Source organism: Streptomyces sp. Inha503 (genome assembly GCF_047215865.1).
GTDB classification, from domain to species: domain Bacteria; phylum Actinomycetota; class Actinomycetes; order Streptomycetales; family Streptomycetaceae; genus Streptomyces; species Streptomyces lycopersici.
Map to the genome: position 1 here is coordinate 11,623,847 of NZ_CP178360.1, position 23,871 is coordinate 11,647,717.

Annotated in this window: 18 protein-coding genes and 2 pseudogenes; 9 read left to right on the forward strand and 11 right to left on the reverse strand. The window is 67.5% G+C overall.

All coding sequences use genetic code 11. From position 1 onward, the window contains the following. The first annotated feature begins 18 nt into the window (after positions 1-18). A complete protein-coding gene (locus tag ACJX2R_RS47885; protein WP_413105266.1) occupies positions 19-612 on the forward strand; it encodes a DUF1232 domain-containing protein in 594 nt (197 codons plus the stop codon). Between the two features lie 240 nt (positions 613-852). Here ACJX2R_RS47885 and ACJX2R_RS47890 read toward each other — a convergent pair whose 3' ends face one another. The 6 genes from ACJX2R_RS47890 to ACJX2R_RS47915 form a co-directional block, all read right to left on the reverse strand. After that, on the reverse strand, positions 853-1,392 hold the full coding sequence (locus tag ACJX2R_RS47890) for a hypothetical protein (RefSeq protein WP_413105267.1): 540 nt from the start codon (positions 1,390-1,392) through the stop codon (positions 853-855). Positions 1,393-1,695: 303 nt separating this feature from the next. Next, on the reverse strand, positions 1,696-1,968 hold the full coding sequence (locus ACJX2R_RS47895; protein WP_413105268.1) for an HPr family phosphocarrier protein: 273 nt from the start codon (positions 1,966-1,968) through the stop codon (positions 1,696-1,698). 335 nt (positions 1,969-2,303) lie between these two features. Continuing rightward, positions 2,304-3,746, reverse strand: coding sequence for a glycoside hydrolase family 1 protein (locus ACJX2R_RS47900; RefSeq protein ID WP_413105269.1), 1,443 nt, complete (start codon positions 3,744-3,746; stop codon positions 2,304-2,306). Beyond that, positions 3,746-4,123, reverse strand: coding sequence for a PTS lactose/cellobiose transporter subunit IIA (locus tag ACJX2R_RS47905; RefSeq protein WP_413105270.1), 378 nt, complete (start codon positions 4,121-4,123; stop codon positions 3,746-3,748). The genes ACJX2R_RS47900 and ACJX2R_RS47905 overlap by 1 nt, the downstream gene beginning before the upstream one ends. A gap of 84 nt (positions 4,124-4,207) precedes the next feature. After that, positions 4,208-5,446 (reverse strand): PTS sugar transporter subunit IIC, encoded by a 1,239-nt coding sequence (locus ACJX2R_RS47910; RefSeq protein ID WP_413105271.1) that lies wholly within the window; start codon positions 5,444-5,446, stop codon positions 4,208-4,210. Next, positions 5,443-5,772 carry a PTS sugar transporter subunit IIB gene (locus ACJX2R_RS47915; protein WP_262697899.1) on the reverse strand — a complete coding sequence of 110 codons (330 nt, stop codon included), beginning with the start codon at positions 5,770-5,772 and terminating at the stop codon, positions 5,443-5,445. The genes ACJX2R_RS47910 and ACJX2R_RS47915 overlap by 4 nt, the downstream gene beginning before the upstream one ends. A gap of 261 nt (positions 5,773-6,033) precedes the next feature. Here ACJX2R_RS47915 and ACJX2R_RS47920 point away from each other — a divergent pair, with 261 nt between their 5' ends. Next, positions 6,034-7,971: a BglG family transcription antiterminator gene (locus ACJX2R_RS47920; RefSeq protein ID WP_413105272.1), complete on the forward strand. Its 1,938-nt coding sequence runs from the start codon at positions 6,034-6,036 to the stop codon at positions 7,969-7,971. A 204-nt stretch (positions 7,972-8,175) separates the two neighbouring features. Here the strand turns inward: ACJX2R_RS47920 and ACJX2R_RS47925 are convergent. Continuing rightward, positions 8,176-8,385: pseudogene (locus ACJX2R_RS47925) on the reverse strand (SDR family NAD(P)-dependent oxidoreductase); the annotation flags it as partial. 467 nt (positions 8,386-8,852) lie between these two features. Between ACJX2R_RS47925 and ACJX2R_RS47930 the strand changes: the two are divergent. After that, complete coding sequence (locus ACJX2R_RS47930; protein ID WP_413105273.1) at positions 8,853-9,914, forward strand: sugar phosphate isomerase/epimerase family protein; 1,062 nt, start codon at positions 8,853-8,855, stop codon at positions 9,912-9,914. 221 nt (positions 9,915-10,135) lie between these two features. On the opposite strand, the gene ACJX2R_RS47935 is transcribed toward ACJX2R_RS47930, so the two are convergent. Continuing rightward, positions 10,136-10,753: a TetR/AcrR family transcriptional regulator gene (locus ACJX2R_RS47935; protein WP_413105274.1), complete on the reverse strand. Its 618-nt coding sequence runs from the start codon at positions 10,751-10,753 to the stop codon at positions 10,136-10,138. A 245-nt stretch (positions 10,754-10,998) separates the two neighbouring features. Here ACJX2R_RS47935 and ACJX2R_RS47940 point away from each other — a divergent pair, with 245 nt between their 5' ends. The 3 genes from ACJX2R_RS47940 (at position 10,999) to ACJX2R_RS47950 (ending at position 15,530) form a co-directional block, all read left to right on the forward strand. After that, positions 10,999-12,471: an aldehyde dehydrogenase gene (locus ACJX2R_RS47940; protein ID WP_413105275.1), complete on the forward strand. Its 1,473-nt coding sequence runs from the start codon at positions 10,999-11,001 to the stop codon at positions 12,469-12,471. 69 nt (positions 12,472-12,540) lie between these two features. After that, on the forward strand, positions 12,541-13,893 hold the full coding sequence (locus ACJX2R_RS47945; protein ID WP_413105276.1) for an aspartate aminotransferase family protein: 1,353 nt from the start codon (positions 12,541-12,543) through the stop codon (positions 13,891-13,893). A 125-nt stretch (positions 13,894-14,018) separates the two neighbouring features. Next, the gene (locus tag ACJX2R_RS47950) at positions 14,019-15,530 is read left to right on the forward strand and encodes an APC family permease (RefSeq protein ID WP_413105277.1); all 1,512 of its coding nucleotides are present in this window, start codon (positions 14,019-14,021) and stop codon (positions 15,528-15,530) included. A 26-nt stretch (positions 15,531-15,556) separates the two neighbouring features. On the opposite strand, the gene ACJX2R_RS47955 is transcribed toward ACJX2R_RS47950, so the two are convergent. Then, positions 15,557-16,798 carry a DUF418 domain-containing protein gene (locus ACJX2R_RS47955; protein WP_413105278.1) on the reverse strand — a complete coding sequence of 414 codons (1,242 nt, stop codon included), beginning with the start codon at positions 16,796-16,798 and terminating at the stop codon, positions 15,557-15,559. A 305-nt stretch (positions 16,799-17,103) separates the two neighbouring features. Between ACJX2R_RS47955 and ACJX2R_RS47960 the strand changes: the two genes are divergently transcribed. From ACJX2R_RS47960 to ACJX2R_RS47970, 3 genes and pseudogenes are all read left to right on the forward strand, one after another. Beyond that, complete coding sequence (locus tag ACJX2R_RS47960; RefSeq protein WP_413105279.1) at positions 17,104-17,775, forward strand: response regulator; 672 nt, start codon at positions 17,104-17,106, stop codon at positions 17,773-17,775. Continuing rightward, positions 17,772-18,889 (forward strand): annotated as a pseudogene (locus ACJX2R_RS47965) (sensor histidine kinase). The gene ACJX2R_RS47960 and the pseudogene ACJX2R_RS47965 overlap by 4 nt, the downstream one beginning before the upstream one ends. A 525-nt stretch (positions 18,890-19,414) precedes the next feature. Continuing rightward, positions 19,415-21,004: a tannase/feruloyl esterase family alpha/beta hydrolase gene (locus ACJX2R_RS47970; RefSeq protein WP_413105280.1), complete on the forward strand. Its 1,590-nt coding sequence runs from the start codon at positions 19,415-19,417 to the stop codon at positions 21,002-21,004. Between the two features lie 137 nt (positions 21,005-21,141). Here ACJX2R_RS47970 and ACJX2R_RS47975 read toward each other — a convergent pair whose 3' ends face one another. Together ACJX2R_RS47975 and ACJX2R_RS47980 are read right to left on the reverse strand one after the other, a co-directional pair. Continuing rightward, positions 21,142-22,440 carry a discoidin domain-containing protein gene (locus ACJX2R_RS47975; protein ID WP_413102329.1) on the reverse strand — a complete coding sequence of 433 codons (1,299 nt, stop codon included), beginning with the start codon at positions 22,438-22,440 and terminating at the stop codon, positions 21,142-21,144. 249 nt (positions 22,441-22,689) lie between these two features. After that, complete coding sequence (locus ACJX2R_RS47980) at positions 22,690-23,733, reverse strand: LacI family DNA-binding transcriptional regulator (RefSeq protein ID WP_413105281.1); 1,044 nt, start codon at positions 23,731-23,733, stop codon at positions 22,690-22,692. Positions 23,734-23,871 lie beyond the last annotated feature (138 nt).

The window sequence follows — 23,871 nt, forward strand, 5'->3', positions numbered from 1 at the left end:
CCGCGCCAGCCTCTGCTGGTGTCGGTGAGCACCGCGGACGCTCCATCGGCAACGCGAGTGCGGGTGTGGCGCAAGCTGCGCTCGCTGGGGGCGCTCCACCTCCAGCAGTCGGTATGTCTGCTGCCCGACCGGGATGGTGTGCGCCGCCAGGTCACGCGCCTGCTCGCCTCCGTCCGCGCCGATGGCGGCACCGCGCGCCGGCTGACGGTGGACATCGCCGACGACGCCGGCCTGCTCGCCGCGTGGCTGGCCCTGCTGATCATGCTGGCGCTGATCCGCCCCAAGGGGACCCTGCTCACCGAGGCCATCCGGCTGCTGCCAGACCTGGTACGGCTCCTACGCCGCCTGGCCGCCGACCGTACTCTGCCCCGCAGTGTGCGGGTACGGCTCGGCCTCCTGATGGTCTACCTGGCCCTGCCGATCGACCTGATCCCCGATTTCCTGCCCGTCATCGGCTACGCCGACGATGCCATCATCGTCGCCTTCGTCCTGCGGTCCGTCGTCCGGCGGGCCGGGATCGAGGCTGTACGCGTTCACTGGCCCGGTACCGAGGACGGCTTCGCCGCCCTGTCCCGCCTGGCCGGACTGCGCAAAGCCGAACCACGGAAGTGAAGGAAAGCCCCACAATCTGTAGGTCTCGTGTCCGGGGTCAGGACATGCCGTCGGTCGACGTTGACGCCTTCCCGCTCGACCATCACCGCAGTGTGGTCCACGGGACACTCCGGGAGAGCTACCCTCTCAGGCGCTATGTGATCTCCCAACTCGAAGCCGAACAAGAACGTCAGCCCCACCACGGCCTGGTGGAGGCGCCCGTGCCTCCTGCCCGCTGCCCTGGGGAGTCGGGTTGGTCACTCATCGACGGTAGGCCAGCCAGTACAGGACCATCCGATCGTTCTGTCCGCGGGTGAACCCGGTGGCGCAGAGGTCGGAGCCCTCGAGCGAACCGCCCCACAGAGAGCTCTGCATGATTACGACGCCGTCCATCTTCAGGCTTTCGCGGGCGTCCGTGGGCCCGGTGGCCCACATGTAGTTGGCCGGCTCGAGGAGGTAGATGTTGAGTGTGGCGGCGTTGCCCTGGTGCAGGGCGCGCTTCATGTCCCGTTCGGCCTTGGTGTCGGGCTCGGCCTTGTACCAGTTCTTGTTGACCGTCCAGTCCATGCTCTTGAGTTTGAACCGGAATCGTGTATTGGTCGCCGTTTTGCTTTGGGCACCACCGTATGCGCCGTTGACAATGTCGATCATCTTGCGGATCCGTTTGGGTCCGACCGCGTTGTCCTTCTTGTGCTTCTTGATGGTGTGCACAGCCACCTTGACGTGGATGGGACTGGCCGCTCGGCTCGTCTGCGCGAGTTTCGGCTTGGCCGCGAGCCGCTGCCGCATATCGGCGTCCATTGCTTGCACCTGACGCTGCGTGCGTTTGGGCTCCTCGCGGCCGTGCGGGCCACTCGGCGGGGTCGCGCCTCCCCAGGTGACGGGCCTGTTTCGTGCCTTCCATGTTGGAGAGCGTGCGGGTCACCGAGTATCCGGCGGGAGGCGGTGGTGTCCCTGCCGACCCGGGGGGCGATACCCCGCCGGGTGGCGTGAGTTGGCGTGCGCCCGGGCCGTCGCGCTCGGGACCACCATCGGCCCCGCCGCCTATGCCGACTCCCGAGACCGGCGGCGGGTGCGACTCTGCGGGCACCGTGTCCACGGCAGTCACTGCTCGGTGTCGAAGTCTGTGGAGAGGACCGCGACGAGGTCGTCAAGCACTCGTTCGGCGTCGGGCCCCTCGGCAGATACGACGACCTGCTCACCGTGCTTCACTGCCATGCTCATCACTTGCAGAATGCTCGCAGCGTCGACAGGCCGGTCGCCGGCGCGTGCGATCGAGACGGGGAGGCCGCTCTTGAGGGCGGCCTGGGTGAAAGCGGACGCGGGGCGCGCATGCAGACCGACCTGAGAGGCGACGATGACGGTGCGCTGTGGCAAGGTGTTTCCTTACGTCGAAGGCGGGTTGGTTTCGGTCACTCGTAACATTGGGAGACCCGGGGATGCCTGGTGTGGCTTGGGTTATTCGCGGTCCCGGACGCTGGAGCACTTCCCTGCGTTGGAGGGAGGCTTTGACCACAACGGGTCGAAGGCGTCTCCGGCGCTTCAGCGGCAACATGGGCCGACCTCGCACGGCATCGCCAGAACGTGCTGAGGGCCTTCATGCGCGCCGGTCGCGCCCATGGGCTCACAGCGTGTCAGGTCCCCGTCGCACTGGGCTGGCAGACTTCAGGACGATCAGTGGGCTGGCGGGGAGGCGGCGGCAGTTGCCGACGTCAGTCGAGTTGCGCGCCGTTGGACGCTGTGACCTGGCGGTACCAGCGATAGCTGTCCTTGAGGATCCGTTCACCTGACCCAGCGCCCGTGTCGTCGCGGTCGACGTATATGAAGCCGTAGCGCTTGCTCATCTCGCTCGACGAGCAGCTGACGATGTCGATCGGTCCCCAGGGGAAGTACCCGATTACCTCGACGCCGTCCCGCAGGGCCTCTCCGACCGCTCGTACGTGCTCGCGCAGGTAGTCGATTCGGTAGTCGTCATGGACCGAACCGTCCGGCTCGACCTCGTCCTTCGCCCCCAGACCGTTCTCCGCGATCATGATCGGCACTTGGTAGCGGTCGTAGTACTGGTTGAGCGCGACCCGCAGGCCGCTGGGGTTCACGGCCCATCCCCAGGCGCTCCGCTCGAGGTACGGGTTGTCCTTACTCTCGCGGTGTCGGTACGCCATACCCGCTGCGTCCACCACCCGCGTGTAGTAGTAGGAGAAGGCGAAGTAGTCGGCCTTGCCTGCCGACAGAACCTCGGCGTCGCCATCGGCGAAAGTGACCGTGATGTCGTTGTCCGCGAAGTAGCGCCAGGCGAAACCCGGGTAGGCGCCGCGCAGCGCGACATCCGAGAAGAAGTACTCCATCTGGTTCTGCTTGAGGGCCGCCAGGACGTCTTCAGGGCGCGGGGACGCCGCGTCGCAGTTCCCGTGAGCCAGCATGACGCCGACGTGCGTCTCGGGGTCTATGGCGCGTGCCAGACGCGTGGCGCGTGCACAAGCGACCAACTCATGGTGGATCGCCTGATACTTGGCGGTCCATAGGTCGCTGACCCGGTCCGCCGCGACCCCCAGGTGGTTGAACGACTCATGCGTGATGAGATTGATCTGGTTGGCCAGGATCCACCAGCGCACCTTTCCGGCGTACCGACGAAACAGGACCTCGCAGTAGCGGACGAACATGTCGACGACCTCACGCGAATACCACCCGTCATAGGTGAGAGTGAGGTTCAACGGCATTTCGTAGTGCGACACCGTAATGACCGGTTCCATGCCGTTCGCAATGATCGAGTCGATGAGACGGTCATAGAACAGCAGCCCGGCTTCGTTCGGCTCCGCGTCGTCGCCCTGGGGGAAAATCCGCGCCCAGCTGATCGACGTCCGGAAGGCATTCAGGCCGGCGCCGGACAGGAGCTTGAGGTCGGCGTCGTATGTGCGGTAAAAGTCGATTCCGTCCCGTTTGGGGTAGCGTCCTTCGTGGTCTTCCATTGCCGCTCGGACCTGCTCAGTCGTGACCTCCTTGTTCGACCGCTTCGTCAGCGGCAGGTCGCCGCGGAACCGGTTGATGTCGGCGATCGACCAGCCTTTCCCGTCCTCGCGCCACGCGCCTTCGGCTTGGTTGGCCGCGATGGCTCCACCCCAGAAAAATCCGTCGGGGAACGGTGTGGTTGTGGTCATCAGCAGTTCTCCCTTGTCCCGTCGGTGGCGTCTGTATGGGGGGCGACCGCGTCGAGCCTTTCGCCCACGGCCCGAAACACCACCAATAGCTTGCGAACCAGACGAATCTCGCTGTCGGTTGTCATCATCGTGTCCTGGGCGTGGCTGAACAGGACCGGGAAGCCAACGGCTGCGGCGCCTCCGGCCTCCGCCTGGATGATGTCGGTGTGGACTACGTGTGCCTCACGGAGCGCTTCTTGCGCCTGGGCGAGGTAATCGGTGGCCCGGCCATAGTCCCAGTCGGCGATCGCGCTGATGGCCTCGGAAACGAGCTTGCGGGCCTCGCCCGCACCCATCAGGATCTGCATGGCCGCGCTTGCGGCCGCGTCTTGTTCCATCTAGGCATCCCCTTATGGTGTGGCGCGACATCGGCCGCGGCGTTGACAGCGTGCCGCGGAAAGCCCCGAGGCACCGGATACTGGCTAGGACGCTGCGGTTTCTGTCGTCTCCGCCTTTTCTGCGGCCACGGTCTGCTTCTCATAGGCGCGGAAGAACGGGTACCAGAGGGATGCGGCGACCACGAAGACCACGACAGCAAGGACGATGGCGCGAGCCGACGATGTGGTGAGCCACGTGCTGATCGGGTATGGCACGTACCAGAGGTCGAACAGCCGCGTCGGCACAGGAGCGAGCGGGATCACCTTGGTGAACAACCAGACGACGATCGGCAGAATCAACCCCTGCAACCACATGGGGATCATGAGCATCGGGTTCCACACGACCGCACCGAAGACCACCGGCTCATTGATGTTGAATGCGGCGGGCACCAACGATGCTCGGCCCAGCGCACGCAACCGTGTCGAGCGCGACCGAGCGAGCATCAGGACGAGCGGGAGGGTGGCGCCCACGCCTCCGATCCACAGGTAGGCGGAGTAGATCGTCTCCGCGGTCACGACGTTCGTCGCGGTGCCTGCCATGTTCGCAGTGACGGCCGCCAGGAAAATGGGTTTCTGAATCGGCTCCAGGACCCAGCCCGAGATGCCCATCGAGTACAGGGCACAGTGCAGGAACATCCAGAAGGCGAAGCCCCAGGGGGTCTGCATCACCTTTTGCAGCGGCATCAACGCCGTAACGATCGTGTTGTACAGATCGAATGTCAGCAGGTCGACCACGGCCCAGCCGGTCAGCACCACAACGGCGATGGGCAGCATGGCGTCGAACCATGCCCGGACGAAATCGGGCAGCGCCGAGCCTTCCTTGAAGAAGGAGAAGCGCCCGAACATGCTCATCACCCAACCGGTGAAAAGTGCCGCGGTGATCGCGACGAACATGCCGCCTGCCCCGAGCGCGCTGTTCCCGAAGCCGGGTTTTCCGTCGGCGACGACCTCCGGGGTGATGATGATCAAGAAGAGCGACACGCTGCTGAGCCCCGCGATCAGGCGCTGTTTGCGTAGCCGCTTCTTTTCCATGAGGTTGAACGGGATCAAGAAGGCCACGAACAACGAGACAAGGCCCATCGTCCAGCCGAACGGAACCTGGAAATCAGGGAGCCAGGTGGCGTAGTCCCGAGCCACGGAGAGCAGGACAAAGACCGAGCCGAGGAAAATGAACGGCAAGATCTGCATGATCGAGTCTTTGAGCGTTAGCACCCAGACGTTGTTGTTGACTTTCGACATCCGCGGCGCGAAGGAATGTTCCAGCCATTCCGTCACCGCGCTCATGGCCGTGCACCGCTTTGTCCGATGGCCTCCAGCAGGTGATCCACAGCCTTTTCGCCATCGAGTGTCGAATAATAGTCCGGTCGCATCAGAACCACCTTCACCGGATATTCGCCGACATAGTCATCGATCTCGTCGATGATGTACGCGAGGTGGGGCCCGACCATAAGCACGTCGATCTCGTCGATGAAATTCTCGATCTCGCTCTCGCTGCGAGCCATGACGCTCATGTCCACCCCCCGTGCTGTGACTGCCTTGCGGATGTTGTTTGCCATGAAGCCGCTGCTCGCTCCAGAGCCGCAGACCAACAGAACACGCAACTTCGACATGTCTGTCCCTTCCCTTGAGCGGGACGCCCGTGCCCCGCCTGGCTCACCGTGACAGCTCGACGACGAGGCGTCGCCGAGCCCGGCTGAGAGGACAGACTCCCTTTGCCGCGGTGGGACGCACCAGACAAGGCTCTTCCCCCATGCCGGAACCCGGATCGGTGCGTCGGCGTTCCTCCATCGCGGAACCAACCGGCTTTGCCTGCGTCCGCTACCAGGTGCTATTCATCCTTGGAACAGTGCCATCGCGGAAGGGCGGAGGACGTGACACTCGACCGTCGCGAGGAGCTCCTGCGAATCCTCCGCCGCGCGACAGGCCCGGTCTCGGGTGCGGCGCTCGGCGCGGAGCTTCACGTCTCGACGCGCAGCGTCCGGCAGTACGTGCGAGCCATCAACGCCGGAGCGGGCGAGCCAGTGATACGAGCGGGTCATCACGGATACCAACTCAACCTGTCCGCATTCCAACGCCTGAACTCCCGCGGTCAGCACGCGCACCGCAGATACGAGACCCCGCAGGAGCGGCTGTACTTCATCGCGCGCTATCTGGTCACACACCAGTCCGGTGGGCGACTGTCAGGGCTTACCGAGCTACTCTCGGTAAGCTCCGACACGATCGATGGAGACCTGTCCCGGACGCGTGAGCTCTTTCGTGCGCACGGCTTGCGGCTGCGGCGCGACCGCGACCTGTTGCGGGTCGAGGGGAGCGAACGAACCAAACGACAGCTCGTCCGTCAGCTCCTGCTCGACTCAGGAGACGGCATCACGCCCGCGACGCTGCGTGCCTGCGCCGATGACTACCGCGATTTCGATCTTCGCCTGTTGCGTCAGCGCGTGAGTAAGGCGCTGGAAGCGCAGGAGCGCGAGGTCAATGAGTACGTGCTCAGCGACCTGCTGATCCATCTGGCGATCACCGCCGACCGCGTGCGGCAGGGGCACACCATTGGCGGCCAGAGCGCCGGCGGTGTCGAGGACCCGGTCACCCCTGCGGCAGTGCCACAGACCGACGCCGCCGCCGCGGTCGCTGCTGCCGTCGATGAGACGCTGGGCGTCACCCTGCCACCCGAGGAGCGCCGCATCCTGCGGGACGTGATCGCGGTGCGCAGCAACCCGCGCAGACCGGCAGGCCTGCGCGGCACGGTGGTCGACCACGACGTGGTCGCGATGGTCCGAGACACGCTTCGGACCGTATCGTCGCAGTACGTGCTCGAGCTCGGTGACGAGTCCACGATCGCGAGCCTGGCCCTGCACGTCCAGACACTGATTGCCCGGGCGCGCGCTGGTCAGAGCCTGAGCACCCCACTCGGTGCGTCCTTCAAAAGGATGCACCCGTTTGTTCATGAGCTTGCTCTCCTCTTCGCAAGCGACATCGAGGCCCGCGCCGACATCCATCTCGAGACCGGTGAGATCGACTTCCTGGCGTTCCATCTGGGGACCCACTTCCGGCGACAGCTTGAACAGGGGCCACTGCTGACGGTCACGTTCGTCATGCCTCGGTACCACGACACCCATCAGGCGACTGTCGAGCAGCTGATGACGGCACTACGCGGGCAGGCTGTCGTGGAGAACGTCATCACCAGTCTTGAGCACGACTGGGAGAACGTGGCGAGCGACCTCATCGTCTCCTCCGTAGAGCTGCCGGCGAGGATATCGGCGCCGGTGGCTCATGTGAGCCCGTTCCTCACGCGAAGCGACCTGGACCTCGTGCTGGACATCGTGCGCGCGGAGCGCACGCGGCTGACCAGGCAGACGTTGAGGTCCAACCTGCTGTCGCTCATCGACCCTCGGTTGTTCCACCACCGTGAAGCAGTGGCCTCGCGTGAGGAGGCCCTCGCACTGATGTGCTCGACAATGGCCGCCGAAGGCTATGTCGAGCCGGACTTCCTGGAAGACGTCCTCGACCGCGAGCGGCGTTCGACGACAGCGTTCGGCGAGCAGTTCGCCGTGCCCCACTCGCTCTACATGAACGCGTATCGCACCGGTGTCAGCGTGCTCGTCACGGACCGACCTGTCCCGTGGGGTGCGGCAGCCGTGCGCTTGGTCGTGCTGTTCGCGGTGAGCAGCGACCAACGCCACGTCTTCCGAGACGCACTCGACGAGCTCATCGCCGTCCTCAGCGAACCGACCGGCGTCAGCACGTTGCTGACCGGCACGGAGTCCCATGCCCGCTTCCTTGCGGCGATGGACGATCTGCTGCTGGTTTAAGAACGACCGGCGATAGGCATCGGGGGCGGGGGAGGGGACAGAGCAGGCGCGGGTCCATGTGAGCATGGTGTCTCCGGGCTGGGAAAGTTCGCCGCGGCACGGGCTCAACCCTGCGCGGCGTGAGCGACCTGCTCCCACTCGGCCCAGGTACGCAGCCGCCGCGAGTACAGGTGCTCGACGAGCTCGACGGGCTGGGAACCGAACAGCACCCGCAGCGGTGGGTTCTCGGTGGACCGCCGACGACCCCGCCCAGTCGGTGGCGAAACCGCCCGGCTCGACCAGGGTCACCTTGATCCCCTGCGCCGCGACCTCCTGGGCCAGGGACTCGGAGAAGCCCTCCAGCGCCCACTTCGAAGCGTGGTACCCACCGAGCGACGGGAAGGCGCCGATGCCGCCGATGGTCGAGATCTGCACGATGTGGCCGCCGCCCTGCGCGCAGCTACGACCTCCCCTGCGTTCGTGACGTCGAGAGTCAGCGGCAGTACCGCGTCGTTGTACTTGTCCACCAGGTCCGCCAGCGTGTCCACGTTCCGGGCGGTCGCGGCGGGTGACAACCTGCTTGCGACCGCGGCCAGTCGCTCCGGGCTGGACTCGGTGTCGTGCCGCAGGAGCTGCGCTGCGGTGTCGGGGTGATAGCCGAGCTCCTCATGGTGGGCCGGTTGCCCCTCGCTTGGACGCCCGGCTCGCTGAGGCGCTCCGTGTTCCGCATGCATGCCTCCCGCCCATGCAAATGTATTGACATTCTTACCTCATCTCCTCATGGTGGGCTTGTACGTACTAGTTGTACGAACAAGGCAGCCGATCGAGCGGCGGGAGACCCCCGCCAGAGCGGCGGCCGCCGTCCGCGCCGACCGGTCCGGCTCTGACAACCCCTGCCGCACGTGGCAGGCCCGAACCGCTGTCTCCTCCTCTGGCTTTCGCCCAGGACCGGGCGTCACGTCAGTCCTGCTCTTGAAACGCCTAAAGGACTCACCATGAAGATCGGCCTGATCACCGATTCCGTCGGCCACCTGCCCTTCGAGCGGGCCTTGGACCTTGCCAAGGAGCACGGCCTGAGCTCGGTCGAGGTGGCCACCGGCAACTGGTCGGAAAGCCCGCACGCCGACTTGCCCGCGCTCGTATCCTCGGCCGAGGCCCGCGCCGGATTCGCGGGGAAGATCGCCGATCGCGGCCTGAGCCTCAGCGCCCTGAACGCAAACGGCAACCAGCTCCACCCGGTCTCAGGCCCGGAACACAACAAGGTCGTCCGTGACACGATCGAGGTGGCCGGCGCCCTCGGCGTTCCCACCGTCGTCATGATGTCCGGCCTGCCAGGAGCGCGGGGTGACTCCTCCCCGAACTGGATCACTACCTCCTGGCCCCCGGAGAACCTGGATGTCCTCGCCTACCAGTGGGACGAAGTGGCCATCCCCTACTGGAAGGAGCTCGCCGCCTTCGCCCGCGACAAGGGTGTGCGCCTGGCCATCGAGGCTTGCGGCGCGCAACTGGTGCACAGCGCATCAACCATGCTCCGGCTCATCGATAGCGTCGGGGCCCCCGAGACCGTCGGGGCGAACCTGGACCCTTCGCACCTGATGTGGATGGGCGCGGACATCCCCACCGTGATCCGTACGCTCGGCAGCTCCATCTTCCACGTGCACGCCAAGGACATTCGGGTGAACAAGCCGGAGGCCGCGCGCGACGGACTGCTCGACACCGTCGCGATCACCAACCCCGGTGACCGCGCCTGGAATTACGTCACGCTCGGTCTCGGACACCCCGGCGGGGCGACCTTCTGGGCCGACTTCGTCTACATGCTGCGCTCGGTCGGATACGACGGCACGCTCAACATCGAGCATGAGGACGCGCTGGTCAACTCGGTGGAAGGGGTGGGCCGGGCGGCTGATCTGCTCAAGCAGGTCACTCTCGTCGACGCGCCTGACTGGACGCCCGCACAGATCTGACGAAACCCCTGACACACCAACGGGTTGTGCGCGGCACCAGGATGCGCATGGCTCTGGTGACCGGCGTGGCATCGATGAAGTCCTGGGCTTGGTCGCCGATGCCGAACCCCTGGTAGGAGCCGGCCGTGATCGACGACCGAGCCGGTTCCGTGACGAAGTTCTGGGCTCCCGCTGAGCCCGGTTACTCCACCGGCGAAGACGGCCCGCCGCCCCTTCGCGCCCTACAATTCGACACAGCCTGTCACCGCCCGCGCGTGGGCCAGGATCAGTTGACGGGCTCTGTCGGGGCGCAGAGCCGCGTTGTGGCTGACGATGTGCAGGCCGTAGCCGTCTTCGAGGGCGACCAGTCCGTGTGCCAGGTCGTGGGCGCTCGCGGCGAGAGTGAACGCGCCGGTCGCGGCCCCGACCTCGAGCGCGGTCGCGTAGAGAGCGACTTCCCTGGCGAAGAGGGAGGTCATCAGCTCGGCGTGGCCGGGACTGCGGCCGGCGCGCCGATGGAGCTCGTAGAGCAGCCCGTGGACAGGGTCCTCCGTGATGCCGGGCAGACCGCTTTCGATGAGCGCGCGCAGGCGTCCGGCAGCGTCCCCGGCAGGGGCCCCGTCGTACGCCTGCTGCCGGGAGGCCAGGAAGCCCTCAACCGCTCCCCGGTGCACTTCCAGCACCAGATCGTCGAGCTCGGGGTAGTAGTACAGCACCGACCCCTGAGAGACGCCCGCCGCGTCCGCGATGTCTTTGAGACGCAGGCCCTCGAGCCCGCGCTGGGCGATGGCCCGGCCCGCGGCAGAGACGAGGGCCTCCCTGCGGGCCGTCTGATTGCGCGGTCTTCCGACTCTTCCCATGGCCGTTAATTCTCTGCCACCTGGACCAGGTTCCGCAAGAAGTTCCTGTCGAGAGCATTGACGTCTGGTTCATCAATTGTTTGAATCTCGGCTCAAAGAAAGCGGCGCAGGCATCCTCTGAGGAGCTGTCTCGCCTCTGCCGTGCCCGCTGGCTCGGCCAGCACTTCCCATATGACCCAGGCCACACGAGGTCCGAACGGGCATCGGTTCGCCCACGTCCCCACGACGCAATCGAAGGCCACAGCATGACGACGTACTCGCACTGGCGGCAGCGTGCCGCCGATCTCGCGCCACGCACACGCCTCTTCATCGACGGAGCGTGGACCGACCCCGTCGACGACCAGTGGTTCCCCACGGTGAACCCCGCGACCGGCAAGACCACAGCCCATGTGGCGTCCGGCTCGGCCGCCGACGTCGACCGGGCCGTGACCGCGGCCCGGACTTCCTTCGAGGACGGCCGCTGGTCGCGCACCGCACCCGCGGAACGCAAGCGGGTCCTGCTGGAGCTGGCCCGTCTCATCGAGGCCCACGGCGAGGATCTCGCGCTCTGCGACACCCTCGACATGGGCAAGCCCATCGCGGAGTCCCACGGCACCGACGTGCCCGGCGCGGCCGGTGTCTTCGCCTGGTACGCGGAGGCCGTCGACAAGCTCTACGACGAGGTCGCACCGGCCCCGCCCGGCAACCTCGCCGTGATACGCCGCGCACCACTGGGCGTCGTCGGCGCGGTCGTGCCCTGGAACTTCCCGCTCGACATCGCGAGCTGGAAGCTGGCGCCCGCTCTGGCGGCGGGCAACAGCGTCGTGCTGAAGCCGGCCGAGCAGTCACCGCTGTCGGCACTGCTGCTGGCCGAGCTCGCTGCGGAGGCGGGCCTTCCCGATGGCGTGCTGAACGTCGTCCCCGGGCCCGGCGAGGTGACCGGACGCGCTCTCGGCCTCCACCCGGGCGTGGACACCCTGGTCTTCACCGGCTCCACTGCCGTGGCCAAGCGGTTCCTCGCCTACTCGGCCGAATCCAACATGAAGCAGGTCTGGCCGGAGGCCGGCGGCAAGAGCCCCAATCTCGTCTTCGCCGACGCCGATCTGGAGGCCGCCGCGGAACGCGCAGCCTGGGGCTTCGCCTACAACTCCGGGCAGGTGTGCTCCGCCAACACCCGACTGCTGGTCGAGGCGTCCGTCGCGGAGGAGTTCACCGCCCGGGTCGCCGAATATGCCCGCACCTGGCTGCCAGGCGATCCGCTGGACCCCACCACTCGCCTCGGACCGCTGGTCGACGAGGCTCAGGTGGAACGCGTCCTCGGCGCGCTCCGGACGTCCGGCGGCACGCTGGTGTGCGGCGGTACGCGACCCGACCGGGACGGCGCCTATCTCGACCCCACCATCGTCACCGGCCTGGCACCCGACGACCCGCTCGTCCGGGAGGAACTGTTCGGCCCTGTGCTGACGGCGCTGCCCTTCCGCGACGAGGCCGAGGCGATCCGGCTGGCCAACGCCTCCGCCTATGGCCTGGCCGCCTCCGTGTGGACGCGGGACCTGGCCCGCGCCCACCGCGTCGCCGACGCCCTCCAGTCGGGGACCGTCTCGGTCAACACCGTGGACGCGCTCAGCCCGCTCGTCCCGTTCGGCGGTTTCAAACAGTCCGGCTACGGCCGTGACCTCTCCCTGCACTCCTTCGACAAGTACACCGGCCTGAAGACGACCTGGATCGCCTACGGCTGACCGTGCCGGCGCCCGACCACCTCGCCGGCACAGCACCCGCTCCCGCACCGAGCAAAGGAAACGCCACACATGACCACCGACGCCGCAGACCTCGCCCGCCTGGATCGGGCGCACATCATCCACCCCTATCTGCCGGGCAGCGCCACTGAGCGCGTCGTCATGACCGAGGGCTCGGGGTGTCGCCTCACCGACTCCGAGGGCCGCAGCTATCTCGACGCCACCGGCGGCCTGTGGCTGGCTCAGGTCGGCCACGGGCGCACCGAACTGGCCGATGTCGCCCACGAACAGATGAGGAAGCTGGAGTACTTCACCAGCTTCTGGGAGTTCTCCAACGACCGCGCCATCGAACTTGCCGCCCGACTGGCCGAAATCGCCCCCGAGCCCCTCAACCACGTCTACTTCACCTCCGGTGGCTCCGAGGGCAACGAGGCGGCCATCAAGATGGCCCGCTACTACCACCACCGCCGCGGGGAGAGCAGCCGGACCTGGATCCTGGCGCGCAGCAAGGCCTACCACGGCATCGGCTACGGCGGCGGCTCGGCCACCGGCTTCCCCCTCTACCACGAGGGCTTCGCTCCGATGATGCCGCACGTCTCCCACCTCACTCCGCCGTGGCCGTACCGCACCGAGCTGTACGACGGCCAGGACCCGACCGACTTCCTCATCCGCGAACTGGAGGACCGCATCGCGGAGATCGGCCCGCAGAACATCGCCGCGATGATCGGAGAGCCGATCATGGGCGTCGGGGGGATGCTCGTCCCGCCCGCCGACTACTGGCCGCGGGTGCGCGAGGTCCTCGACCGGCACGGCATCCTGCTGATCTTCGACGAAGTGGTCACTGCCTACGGCCGCGTGGGGGAGTGGTTCGCCGCCCAGTATTTCGGCGTCACTCCGGACATCATCGTCACCGCCAAGGGCATCACCTCCGGATACGTCCCGCTCGGCGCCCTCCTGGTGGGCGATCACGTCGCCGAAGCGCTGCTGCTCGAACACGGCTTTCCCATGGGCTACACCTACAACGGCCACCCCGTCGCCACCGCGGTCGCCGCCGCCAACCTCCGAATCATTGAGGAGGAGGGCATGCTCGCCCGCGCGACGAGCCTGGGCGCCTTCCTCCACAGTGAGCTGGAGGGCCAGCTCGGCGAGTTGCCGATCCTCGGGGAGATCCGCTCCGTCGGCATGATGCTCGCCGTGGAGCTGGTCAAGGACCGCGACACCCGCGAACCGCTGCCCCTGCATCCGGATCGGATGCCGCACGATGTGATCCGCCGCGAGACCGGCGTGATCGTCCGCGACTCCGCCCACAGCCTGGTGCTCTCCCCGCCGCTGGTCATGAGCGAGGCAGAGGCCAAGGAAGCGGCCTCCGCCCTGCGCAGCGTCCTGGAACGCACCGCACCGACCGGTGAGATCCGCGCCGCCTGACACTCGCCGGAGGTCCGGTGCCCCACCGGGCCTCCCCGCATCGCACGTCCCGACACGGACCCCACGCCGTCACCGCGCTCGCACGCGCTTACTCGCAGGCCCCTCTCCGCATCGAGGAAACACCCGTGTCCTCCAAAGTCTCGCCCACACAGTCGAGTGGTCCGCAAGCCACGACGGCCACCTTGCAGCGCAGTCTGAAGCGGTTCGACATCACCGCCATGGCCGTCGCCGCCGTCATCTCCTTCGACACAGTCGGACAGATCGCCACCGGCGGCGGCGAGGCCGCCACCTGGACGGCGGTCATCGCTCTCTTCTTCCTCGTCCCCTACGCCCTGCTGTTCGCCGAGACCGGCGCGGCCTTCCCCCAGGAGGGCGGCCCGTACGTATGGGTCAAACTCGCCCTCGGCCGTTCGGCAGCCGCTGTCACGACGCTGTTCTACTGGGTCACCAACCCCATCTGGCTCGGGGGTTCACTGGTCTTCCTCGCCGCCACGACCTGGGACGGTTTCGTCTTCCACCTGGGCTCGGGCACCGTCGCCGACTACGCCTTCAAGCTGCTGTTCGTGTGGGTCGCCATCCTCACGGCCGTCGTCTCCCTGCGCCGAGGCAAATGGATCACCACAGCCGGCGCAGCGGTGAAGGTACTCTCCCTCGCTCTGTTCACCCTCACTGCCGTGCTCTACGGAGCGCAACACGGCTTCCAGGGGCTGGCCGACACCCGCTTCACCCCGACCACGGCGGGCTTTCTCGGCCTCGTACCGGTCCTTCTGTTCGCCTACGTCGGTTTCGAAGCGCCCAACGCGGCCGGCGAGGAGATGCACGATCCTCAGCGCGACGTTCCCGCCGCCCTCGGACGCTCCGTTGCTGTCGCGGTGTGCTGCTACCTGTTGCCGGTCCTCGCGCTCCTGGCCGTCGTACCCGCCGGCAAGGTCACCGGCATCGGTGGTTTCATGGAAGGTGCCCGCCTGGTCTTCAGCGTATACGGCGGCGCGTCCGGCCCCCTGCTGACACTCACCGCCGTCATGTTCGTCTTCGCCCTCCTCACGCAGGGCAGTGCCTGGATGATCGTCAGCGACCGCATGCAGGCCATGGCGGCCGCCGACGGCGGCTTCTTCAGTCGGTCGCTCGGCGCCTTCCACCCCGGACTCGGTACGCCGGTGCGCACGAATCTGCTCTCTGGCGCGGTGGCCACGGTGTTCATGCTGGCCGCGATGCAACTCGCGGACGGCGACGCGGGCGCGGTCTTCACAGTGGTGCTCACCGTGGCGGTCACCACCCTGCTGCTGTCCTATCTAGTAGTCATCCCGGCCCTCGTCGTGCTCCGGCTGCGCCGCCCCGACGTCGTACGGCCCTACCGTGTTCCCTTCGGCAACCGTGGCTTCATGACCTGCGCGGCGCTGGTTTACGCCTGGATCCTGCTCGGCTCCTGGTCGGCTCTCTTCCCCGGAGTCCTGGAAAGGCTCTTCGGTATCGACTACGCCTTTCAGGACGCCTGGGGTGTATCGCGCCTCTCCTTCGAGGTATTCACCCTCGGCACCGTTGTCGCACTACTGCTGATCGGGACCATCGGCGTGATGGCGGCTCGCCGACAAGCCGCCGCGCCGATCCAGCGTGAAACAGGGCGCGGTGCGGTTTGACGCGGGGCCCGGTGAAACCGGTTCGTTCAGCGGACGAGCTCCGCCGGCTCGGTGGCCTTGCCCAGCACCCACTCCAGGGGGCCGCGCCTGAAGCCGCGGGACCAGAGTGCGGCGAAGAGCGTCACTGCCACGATGAAGCCGAGCAGCATGCGCAACGTGGAACTGGGGAGTTCATCGATCCCAAGGAGGCGGATGCCAGCAATGTGGAGGACGTACGCGGTCAGGGACATCGTGCCGACCGCGATGACCGGGCGGACCAGGCGGTGGAAGCGTGGGAAGGCGTCGACGGCGGTGAGACAGAGTGCCAGGACTGTGATGGCCACACCGGTGTTGGCGATGATCGAAAGGGTCGTCTCGCTGTGCGGGGAGGCCACCAGCAGTTCGGCCGGGGTGTGGCCGTCCGGGTAGCCCCAGGCGTTGGACCACCAGGCCGACGTGGCTGATCCGCCGTTGCTCCAGCGGGAGGCGCTGATGGCAGGTATGGCCTTGGGAAACAGGTGCAGGGCGAGCCAGGAGCCGCCGTAGCCGAGGACGGTCAGGCAGACGCCGGTGACCGCCAGGCGTATGCGGACGGCGGAGGCGGGCAGGTCGAGGCGGGCCACGGCCATACCGGCGATGACGAAGGGAATCCAGGCAAGGGCGGGGTAACCGCCGGTGAACAGCAGCGAGACGATGCCGTCGGCGTTCGAGGGCCAAGCCCAGACGCCGTCGGCGCCGTCAGCGGGGAGCACGCGCTTGATGCCGTAAAGGACCTGCGGCAGGACCAGCGCACCGGCTCCGGCGGTGATGGCCAGTGAGCGGGCGCTGAGCTGGTACAGCGGCAGGACGAGCAGGAAGTACAGACCGTAGAAGGCGAGGATCACCTCGACCGAGGTGCCGGTCATGGTGAGTGCGGTGCCCAACACCAGCAGGACGAGCGCCCGGATCACCACCTTGGCGACCGCCTGACGGCCCGCCCGGCCCGTCTTCGGGGAACGGCGGCCCATGATCAACATGATCGAGAAACCTGCCAGAAAGGCGAAGAGCGCGGACGCCCGGCCGTGCGCCAACTCCATGAGGAATCCCGTGGCACCTCCCTCGGAGGGGTTGGGGCCGACATGGGCCGCGAACATCCCGTAAACCGCGAGGCCGCGGGCCAGGTCGACACCGATAAGGCGGCCCGTCGGGGCCCGTCCACCCGGGGGATCCGCGGCCGCCGCGGTGTCGGTGGCGCCGGCCCGGGTGCTGGTCGGCGACGTGAGCGCCGGGTCGTCCGTGTTCTGGGTCATGCTTCCAGGCTGGAGAGCCGGCCGGGCGGGGAGTATCCGTAAGGTGTCCGGTCCGACCCCGTCACCCGGCGGGTGCGGCCTCTGCCGGGTGGGGCCGGCCTGGCGCGCCCACTCGCCCTGCCCCGTGATGGGGTCCGGCGGCACCTGGCCAAGCCCCCCTGACGGCTGGAGCCCACCCCCCGACTGGCGGGAGAGTTCCGCCTGGCCACCCCATGAGGCGTCCCTCGTTCTACGGTCGGAGCGTGGGAATCGACATCGATGTGCGGGCTGAACCATGCGCACCAGGACGACGAGGCGGAGCGTGCGTGATCCGGGTCATAGTTGTGGACGACGAGGCCCTGCTGCGGTCAGGATTCCAGCTGATCCTCAGCGCCGCCGCCGACATCGAGGTCGTCGCGACCACGGTCGGCGCCGAGGCCGTCGACACCGTACGGCGGGTGAGCCCGGACGTCGTCCTGCTGGACATCCGCATGCCCGACGTGGACGGACTGACCGTACTCGGGCAGCTACGAGCGCTGCCACGGCCTCCCATTGTGGCCATGCTGACCACATTCGACGCCGACGAGTACATCCTCACCGCACTGCGCTCCGGCGCGGCGGGCTTTCTCCTCAAGGACACCGAACCCGATCAACTCGCCCAGCTGGTCCGCTCGCTGGCCGCGGGCGGCGTCGTGCTGTCACCGAAGGCGTCCCGCGCCATCTGGCAAAGCCACCCCGGGGCCACCGCGGCCATCGACGCCCAGGCCGACCGCGTTCAACGACTCACCGAGCGCGAGCGTGAGGTGCTCGTGCTGGTCGCGGAGGGACTCTCCAACACCGACATCGGCACCCGCATCCATCTCAGCGCGGGCACCATCAAGGACCACGTCAGCGCGATCCTCACCAAACTACGGGTGGGCAGCCGCGTCCAGGCGGCGCTGCTCGCCCAGCGGGCCGGCCTGCTGGACGGGCACGGCCGGTCGGAGCCGGGGCGATGACCGCGCCCAGGGGAAGGTGGGCCCAAATCCCCGCCCCCATCGTCGACGCCGTCGTCGTCGCGATCGCGGCAGCGGACGTCTGGCTCAACCTGTGGGACGCTACCTCCTCGCAGACAGCGATCGCGGCCACGGGCTGTGCCGCACTCGCACTCCGGCGGCGCTTCCCCCTCGCGGTTTTCATGTGCACGCTCCCAGCCAGCCTCGTGCTGTACATCGTGTTCGCGCCGTTCGCGGCCCTCTTCACCCTGGCGGAGCGGTCTCGCAATCGCCGCCTGCTCGGCGCGTGCGCCGTACTGTTCGCCCTCGCCTCCGCTGCCCCTGGCCCCTGAACAACGCCAGCCCGCACGAGCGCACCTGGGTTCTGGTCTACTTCATCTACACACTCGCCACCGCCGCGGCACCCGTGCTGCTGGGCCAACTCGTCCAGGCACGGCGTGATCTGGCCCGTAAGCTCGTCGAGATCGAGGAAGCACGCGAACACGAGCAACTGCTGCACTCCCAGGCCGTACTCGCTCACGAACGAGCCCAGCTCGCCCGTGAGATGCACGACGTCGTCTCCCACCAGGTCAGCCTGATCGCAGTACAGGCCGGTGCCCTCCAAGTCGCCTCCAGGGACGCCGATTCCAAGGAGCGCGCCCGCACCATCCGCACGCTCAGCGTCGACACCCTTGATGAACTGCGCCACATGGTCACCCTGCTGCGTGCCTCCGGTGGACGGGACACCGAACTCACCCCGCAACCGACCCTCGCCGACCTCCAGAAACTCGTCACCACCAGTGGCATCGATACCGAGCTGACCGGTGAACTCCCGCCGAACATCGCCACCACGGCGCAACGAGCCATCTACCGCACTGTGCAGGAAGCCCTCACCAACGTCCGTAAACACGCTCCCGGTGCCGCCGCTACCGTTTGCCTCTCGCGCAACGCCGAAGCCTTCGGCGTGACAGTGACAAACACCCCGCCCACGTACCCCTCCCTCCCCCTGCCAGGATCCCACCAGGGCCTGATCGGCCTCAGGGAGCGTGCCGAACTCCTGGGCGGCACCCTCACGTCCAGGCCCACCTCCGACGGCGGTTATGAGGTGAGCCTGCGGATTCCGATCCGCACGGACTGACGGGCACGTGGGGCGTTCCGGTGCCGCTGTGCCAGGGGAGGACCTTGCCCCACTGGATGAGCTGGCCGTATTGGGCGGGGTCGGCGCTGTCGGCGAAGACGAGGTCGAGGATGCGGCGGGCGGCCTGGGCGGGAGTTTGGCAACGTCGGACGCCTGGTCGTTCGGGAGGCTCCGCGGCAGGGTTACGAAGTGACCGCAGTGGTGCGCGACCCGCTCATCGGACGGCCACCACGGCGCCCAGGTGGCCGTCCAGGGGCGCGCGCTGTCCGGACGCGAGGTCGGGGCCGTGCGCCGCCGCGCGGGTAGTTCATGAGTGTCGGGTGGTAGCAGACCAGCGGGTCCGGTGGTGCCCGGTGCTCTTTGAACCGAGCAGCGCGCGGCGATCTCGGCAGGCGAGATTTATGTGCACATGGCATGGAGAGATGTCGGTTTGATGCTGGACGTCGATTCGGTGTTGCCCGGAAACTCTCGCGTAGCGCCCCTGACCGCGCTGTCCATGCCTTGTTTCTCCCTGATGGAGGGCTGATGGTGAGCTCGTTCGCATGGTTTCGGCGCGTTCTGGCCACCTTGGCCTCGACCTCGGTGGTGCTGCTCCTGATCGTGCCGACCGTAGCCAGGGCTGACGGTTCCCGGAGCGGATGCGCCGATCTGACCGGCCTCCGGCTGCCGGACGCGACGGTGAGCGTCGCTGAGCCGGTGCCCGCCGGGCAGTACACCGCGCCCGACGGCCGGACGATGCCCGTACCGGCGTTCTGCCGGGTGCGGGGAGTCGCGAAGCCAGTACCGGATTCGGCCATCGGGTTCGAGGTCTGGCTGCCCCAGCGGGGCGGGAACGACCGGCTGGTCATGTTCGGCAACGGCGGATACAGCTCGGCCATCGACTTCGGTTCCATGGGGCGTCTGCTGTCCGCCGGATATGTCACCGTCGGCACGGACACCGGCCATACCGGCGATGACCCGGAGGTCTTCGTCCAGGGCGCGGCCAACCCGGAGATCATCGTGGACTGGGGGCACCGGGCGGTGCACGAGTCCATCGTGAACGCGAAGCGCGTGGTGAAGGCGTTCACCGGTGCGAAACCGGGCCACTCCTATTTCGTCGGCTGTTCCACGGGCGGTCAGCAGGCGCTGATGGAGGCACAACGTTATCCGGACGACTTCGACGGCATCGTGGCCGGAGCCCCCGGCAACAACCGGATCAGCCTCAATGCCGGGTTCCTCTGGCAGTACCTGAACAACCATGAGGCGGGCGATGACAGCCGTCCCGTCATCCCCGCCTCGAAGCTCCGCCCGCTCACCGACGCCGCGGTGCGGCAGTGCCGCGGCCAGGACGGCGGGAGTGCCACCGACGGCTTCCTCACCGATCCGCGGCGGTGCTCGTTCGATCCGGGGCGCCTGCGCTGTGCCACGGACGACAGGCCCTCCTGCCTGACCGATCAGCAGGTGCGTGCGGTGCGGAAGATGTACGCCGGGGCGCGTGACCCGCGTACCGGAACGCAGGTCTACCCGGGCTGGCCGGTGGGTAGCGAGGCGCCGGTGGTGGACGCCTCGGGTGGTGTGCTGTCGGGTTGGAGCAAATACTGGGGCACCACCGAACCCGCGCGGGCCAACTTCTGGCGGTACTGGGTGTTCGGCGACCGGAACTGGAACTGGTGGAGCTTCGATTACCACCGCGACATGCGGTTCGCGAAGGTCAAGCTCGGCTCGATCATCGACGCGACAGACCCCGATCTGCGCCCCTTCCGGCGCGGCGGCGGAAAACTGCTGATGTACGCGGGCTGGGCCGACCCGGTCGTCTCGGCCTACGACACCATCAACTACTACCGACAGGTGATCCGGGCCACCTCCACCGGCCCGGCCGGGAGCGCCGACGCGGTCCGGCAGACACAGCGGTTCGCCCGGCTGTTCACGGTGCCGGGCATGACCCACTGCGGCGGAGGCCCGGGGCCGAACGTGTTCGACACACTCGGGCCGGTCGTACGCTGGGTCGAACAGGGCATCGCGCCGACTGAGATCACCGCGACCAAGTACGTCAACGACGACCCGGCACAGGGCACGGCCCTGACACGGACCCTGCGCCCGTATCCATACGGGGCCACACGACAGGGTTGCGCGTGACGCCGGAGTCGGCGCGCGCTCGGAGTCGGCAGTCGGCAGAGACTCCGCCGGGTGAAGGAGCGAACGGCGAGGCTATGGCGCGCATCCGCTCCGGAGCGCTCCAGCGGCTGGCCGCGGAGCGCTCCGAGTGGCCCGGTTCAGAACGGGCAGGTGTCCATCCAGCGCGTGACCAGGGACGTGTTGTTCTTGTCGGAGTCACGCACGGCATCGCACAGGAACGGGCTGAAACGGGTGTCAGCGCGCAGCCAGCGGCTGAGGAACGACACGATCCACTTGCCCTGCTTGGCCTTGTTGCCGGATCCGGTCATCGGGCAGAGGTGGTCGCCGGGAACCTCGATGTAGAGCTTCTCGGCCTGGGCCATGGAGTTGTACCAGGGCAGCGCGTACCTGTTGCCGGGGGCGGCGACATCGCTTTGACAGGTGAGGAAGAAGGTGGGCTCGGTTACTCCGGAGAAGTTCGGGCTCATATGGAACGGGGCCGTGGGCACGCCCGCCTTGAAGCGGGAGTCGTCGCGGAGGGCCGCCATGACACCGCCGCCCCCCATCGAGTGACCGGCCGCGCCGAGTGTGCCGTTGAGCTTGCCGGAGACCGGGTTGCCGGTGGTGTTGCCGAGCGCGAGCAACTGGGTGCCGGCGGCGCTGATCTGGCGCCCGCGCGATTCGGGATCGTCGGTGAGCGTGTTGGTGCCGACGTTGATCACGACGAAGCCCCAGGAGGCGAGGCGGGGTGCGAGCCATTGCAGGTTCTGCTGGGTGCCCTGATAGCCCGGCATCAGCACGACGCCCGGGTATGACCCGGTGGCTGTCGGGTAGGTGACGGTGCCGGATCCATATCCGCTCGGGCTGGGAACGGTGTAGGCGGCAGTGGCCAGCGGCCCGCTTGCGGCCTCCAGCGAAGCGGTCGTCGGGTCCGGGATCCCGTCCCCGGGGGAGGTGCCACCACTGGACCCGTACACCTGGAACTCCCACAGCGAGTAGCCATAGGGGGTGCCGCGCTGCATGCCATAGACGCGGACGTACCGGCCACTTCCGGTGACGTCGAGGGTCTGCATGCCACCGGTGCCGGTGACGGTCGAGTGAATGGTGGTCCAGGCGGTGCCGTTGTCCGAGGTCTGGATCTGGAACGCTCGGGCGTATCCGGCCTCCCAGCGCAGGACGATTCGGCTGATGGTGGCGGTGGCGCCCAGGTCGACGCGTAGCCACTGGGGGTCGCTGAACACGCTTGACCAGCGGGTCCCGGTGTTGCCGTCCACCGCCGCGGACGCGGGGGTGGACGTGTTCTCGGTGGACGAGGCGGTCGCGGGTCTACCCTGCGACAGCAGCTCGGCGGCGGCCGCGGTCTTGTCCTGGGACAACGGCACGGCAGCGGCCGTCGGCGGGGCAGAGACGCTCAGCAGGGCCAGGGCAATGGCGGTGGCCAGTGCGATCAGCACCATTACGGCGCGGGGTCTGGTCCCTAACGGCCACGTCGCGCCGGCCGGACAATGAGATGAGCGCATTGATTTACCTCCGGTGAGGCATGCGAGTACATTTCCGGAAAACGCAGTGCGCCCACACCGTAGGCTCCGGCGTATCTACCGTGAAGCCATTCCTCTGCCCAGCGAGCGGATAAATAAATGACTGGGACGCATCAATGGTCCCAAATCGGAGCACATTTTCACACCGACCCGTCCCTGTCCCGGATTTCACGAGCGCGGTGGCGCGGTGCTGTCGCGGACGACGAGTTCGGTGGCGAGCTCCACCCGGGTCTGTGCCAGCGGTTGCCCCTGTGCAAGCTTGACCACCATCGCCGCTGCGGTGACGGCCATCTCGGTGAGCGGTTGGTGCACGGTGGTCAGTGGTGGCACGGTCCACTGTGCCGGGCGCAGGTCGTCGAACCCCACGACGCTGAGGTCGTCGGGGATGGACAGTCCGGCCTCGGCGGCGGCCCGGTACACACCGAGTGCCAGTGCGTCGTTGCAGGTGAACACGGCAGTCGGTGGACTGGGCAGGCGCAGCAGCTCGCGTGCGTGCCTGAGGCCGTCCTCCGCACGGTAGTCGCCGATGCGGACGAGGTCGGGGTCGACGAGCGCGCCTGCGGTCTCCATGGCGGTCCGGTAGCCGTCCACCCGGGCGCGGCTGGCGAGGGCGTTTTCGGGTCCGGTGATGACGGCGATGCGTCGGTGCCCGAGCCGTAGAAGATGGCGGGTGGCCGAGAGGCCGCCGTTCCAGTTGGTCGCACCCACAGAGGGGGACGCGTGGGCGGGTTCGCCATTGGGGTCGACGAGGACGAACGGAATGCCCCGGCTGCGCAGTTGGCCGCTCTGGGTATCGGCGAGGACGGAGTAGACCTCGATGATGCCTGCCGGGCGCCGGAACAGAACGTCCTCGACCCAGCCGCGTCCGGGGGTCAACCGGCCTTGCAGCTCGGAGATCACCACTGCGAGCCGGTGCTCGCGCGCCACCTGCTGCACGCCCTTGATGATCTCGACGTGGTACGCGTCCCGGATCTGGCGGAAGACGAGTTCCAGTACGGGGGCGGGGCGGGCGGCCCGCTTCTGCCTGCGGTGCCCGTGGCTGCGAATGATCTCTTCGATCCGAGCGCGGGTGTCGGACGCGACGTCCGTCCGCCCGTTGATCACCTTGGAGACCGTGGCGACGGAGACCCCGGCGTGCGCCGCTATCTCCGCGGTGGTCAGCGGCCCAGCGGCCAGGCCATCGCGAGCAAGCCTCTGATTTGTAGAGGACATGCCAGGAAGCCTAGATCCAAGAGCGAACTTTTCGAAGACCCGGGTGGCCGCGAAATTCCTTCTGTCCCATGGCCTTGACAGTCGAGAAAGCCCTTTCTACAGTCACTGCGCTTCACTGCGAAATCGCGAAAATTTCAG

Coding starts and splice junctions, on each gene's coding strand:
- ACJX2R_RS47890 (WP_413105267.1), bottom strand. CDS start 1,392: ATGGACGCCGATATGCGGCAGCGGCTCGCGGCCAAGCCGAAACTCGCG.
- ACJX2R_RS47900 (WP_413105269.1), bottom strand. CDS start 3,746: ATGACCACAACCACACCGTTCCCCGACGGATTTTTCTGGGGTGGAGCC.
- ACJX2R_RS47905 (WP_413105270.1), bottom strand. CDS start 4,123: ATGGAACAAGACGCGGCCGCAAGCGCGGCCATGCAGATCCTGATGGGT.
- ACJX2R_RS47910 (WP_413105271.1), bottom strand. CDS start 5,446: ATGAGCGCGGTGACGGAATGGCTGGAACATTCCTTCGCGCCGCGGATG.
- ACJX2R_RS47915 (WP_262697899.1), bottom strand. CDS start 5,772: ATGTCGAAGTTGCGTGTTCTGTTGGTCTGCGGCTCTGGAGCGAGCAGC.
- ACJX2R_RS47935 (WP_413105274.1), bottom strand. CDS start 10,753: ATGGGAAGAGTCGGAAGACCGCGCAATCAGACGGCCCGCAGGGAGGCC.
- ACJX2R_RS47940 (WP_413105275.1), top strand. CDS start 10,999: ATGACGACGTACTCGCACTGGCGGCAGCGTGCCGCCGATCTCGCGCCA.
- ACJX2R_RS47945 (WP_413105276.1), top strand. CDS start 12,541: ATGACCACCGACGCCGCAGACCTCGCCCGCCTGGATCGGGCGCACATC.
- ACJX2R_RS47955 (WP_413105278.1), bottom strand. CDS start 16,798: ATGACCCAGAACACGGACGACCCGGCGCTCACGTCGCCGACCAGCACC.
- ACJX2R_RS47970 (WP_413105280.1), top strand. CDS start 19,415: ATGGTGAGCTCGTTCGCATGGTTTCGGCGCGTTCTGGCCACCTTGGCC.
- ACJX2R_RS47975 (WP_413102329.1), bottom strand. CDS start 22,440: ATGGTGCTGATCGCACTGGCCACCGCCATTGCCCTGGCCCTGCTGAGC.
- ACJX2R_RS47980 (WP_413105281.1), bottom strand. CDS start 23,733: ATGTCCTCTACAAATCAGAGGCTTGCTCGCGATGGCCTGGCCGCTGGG.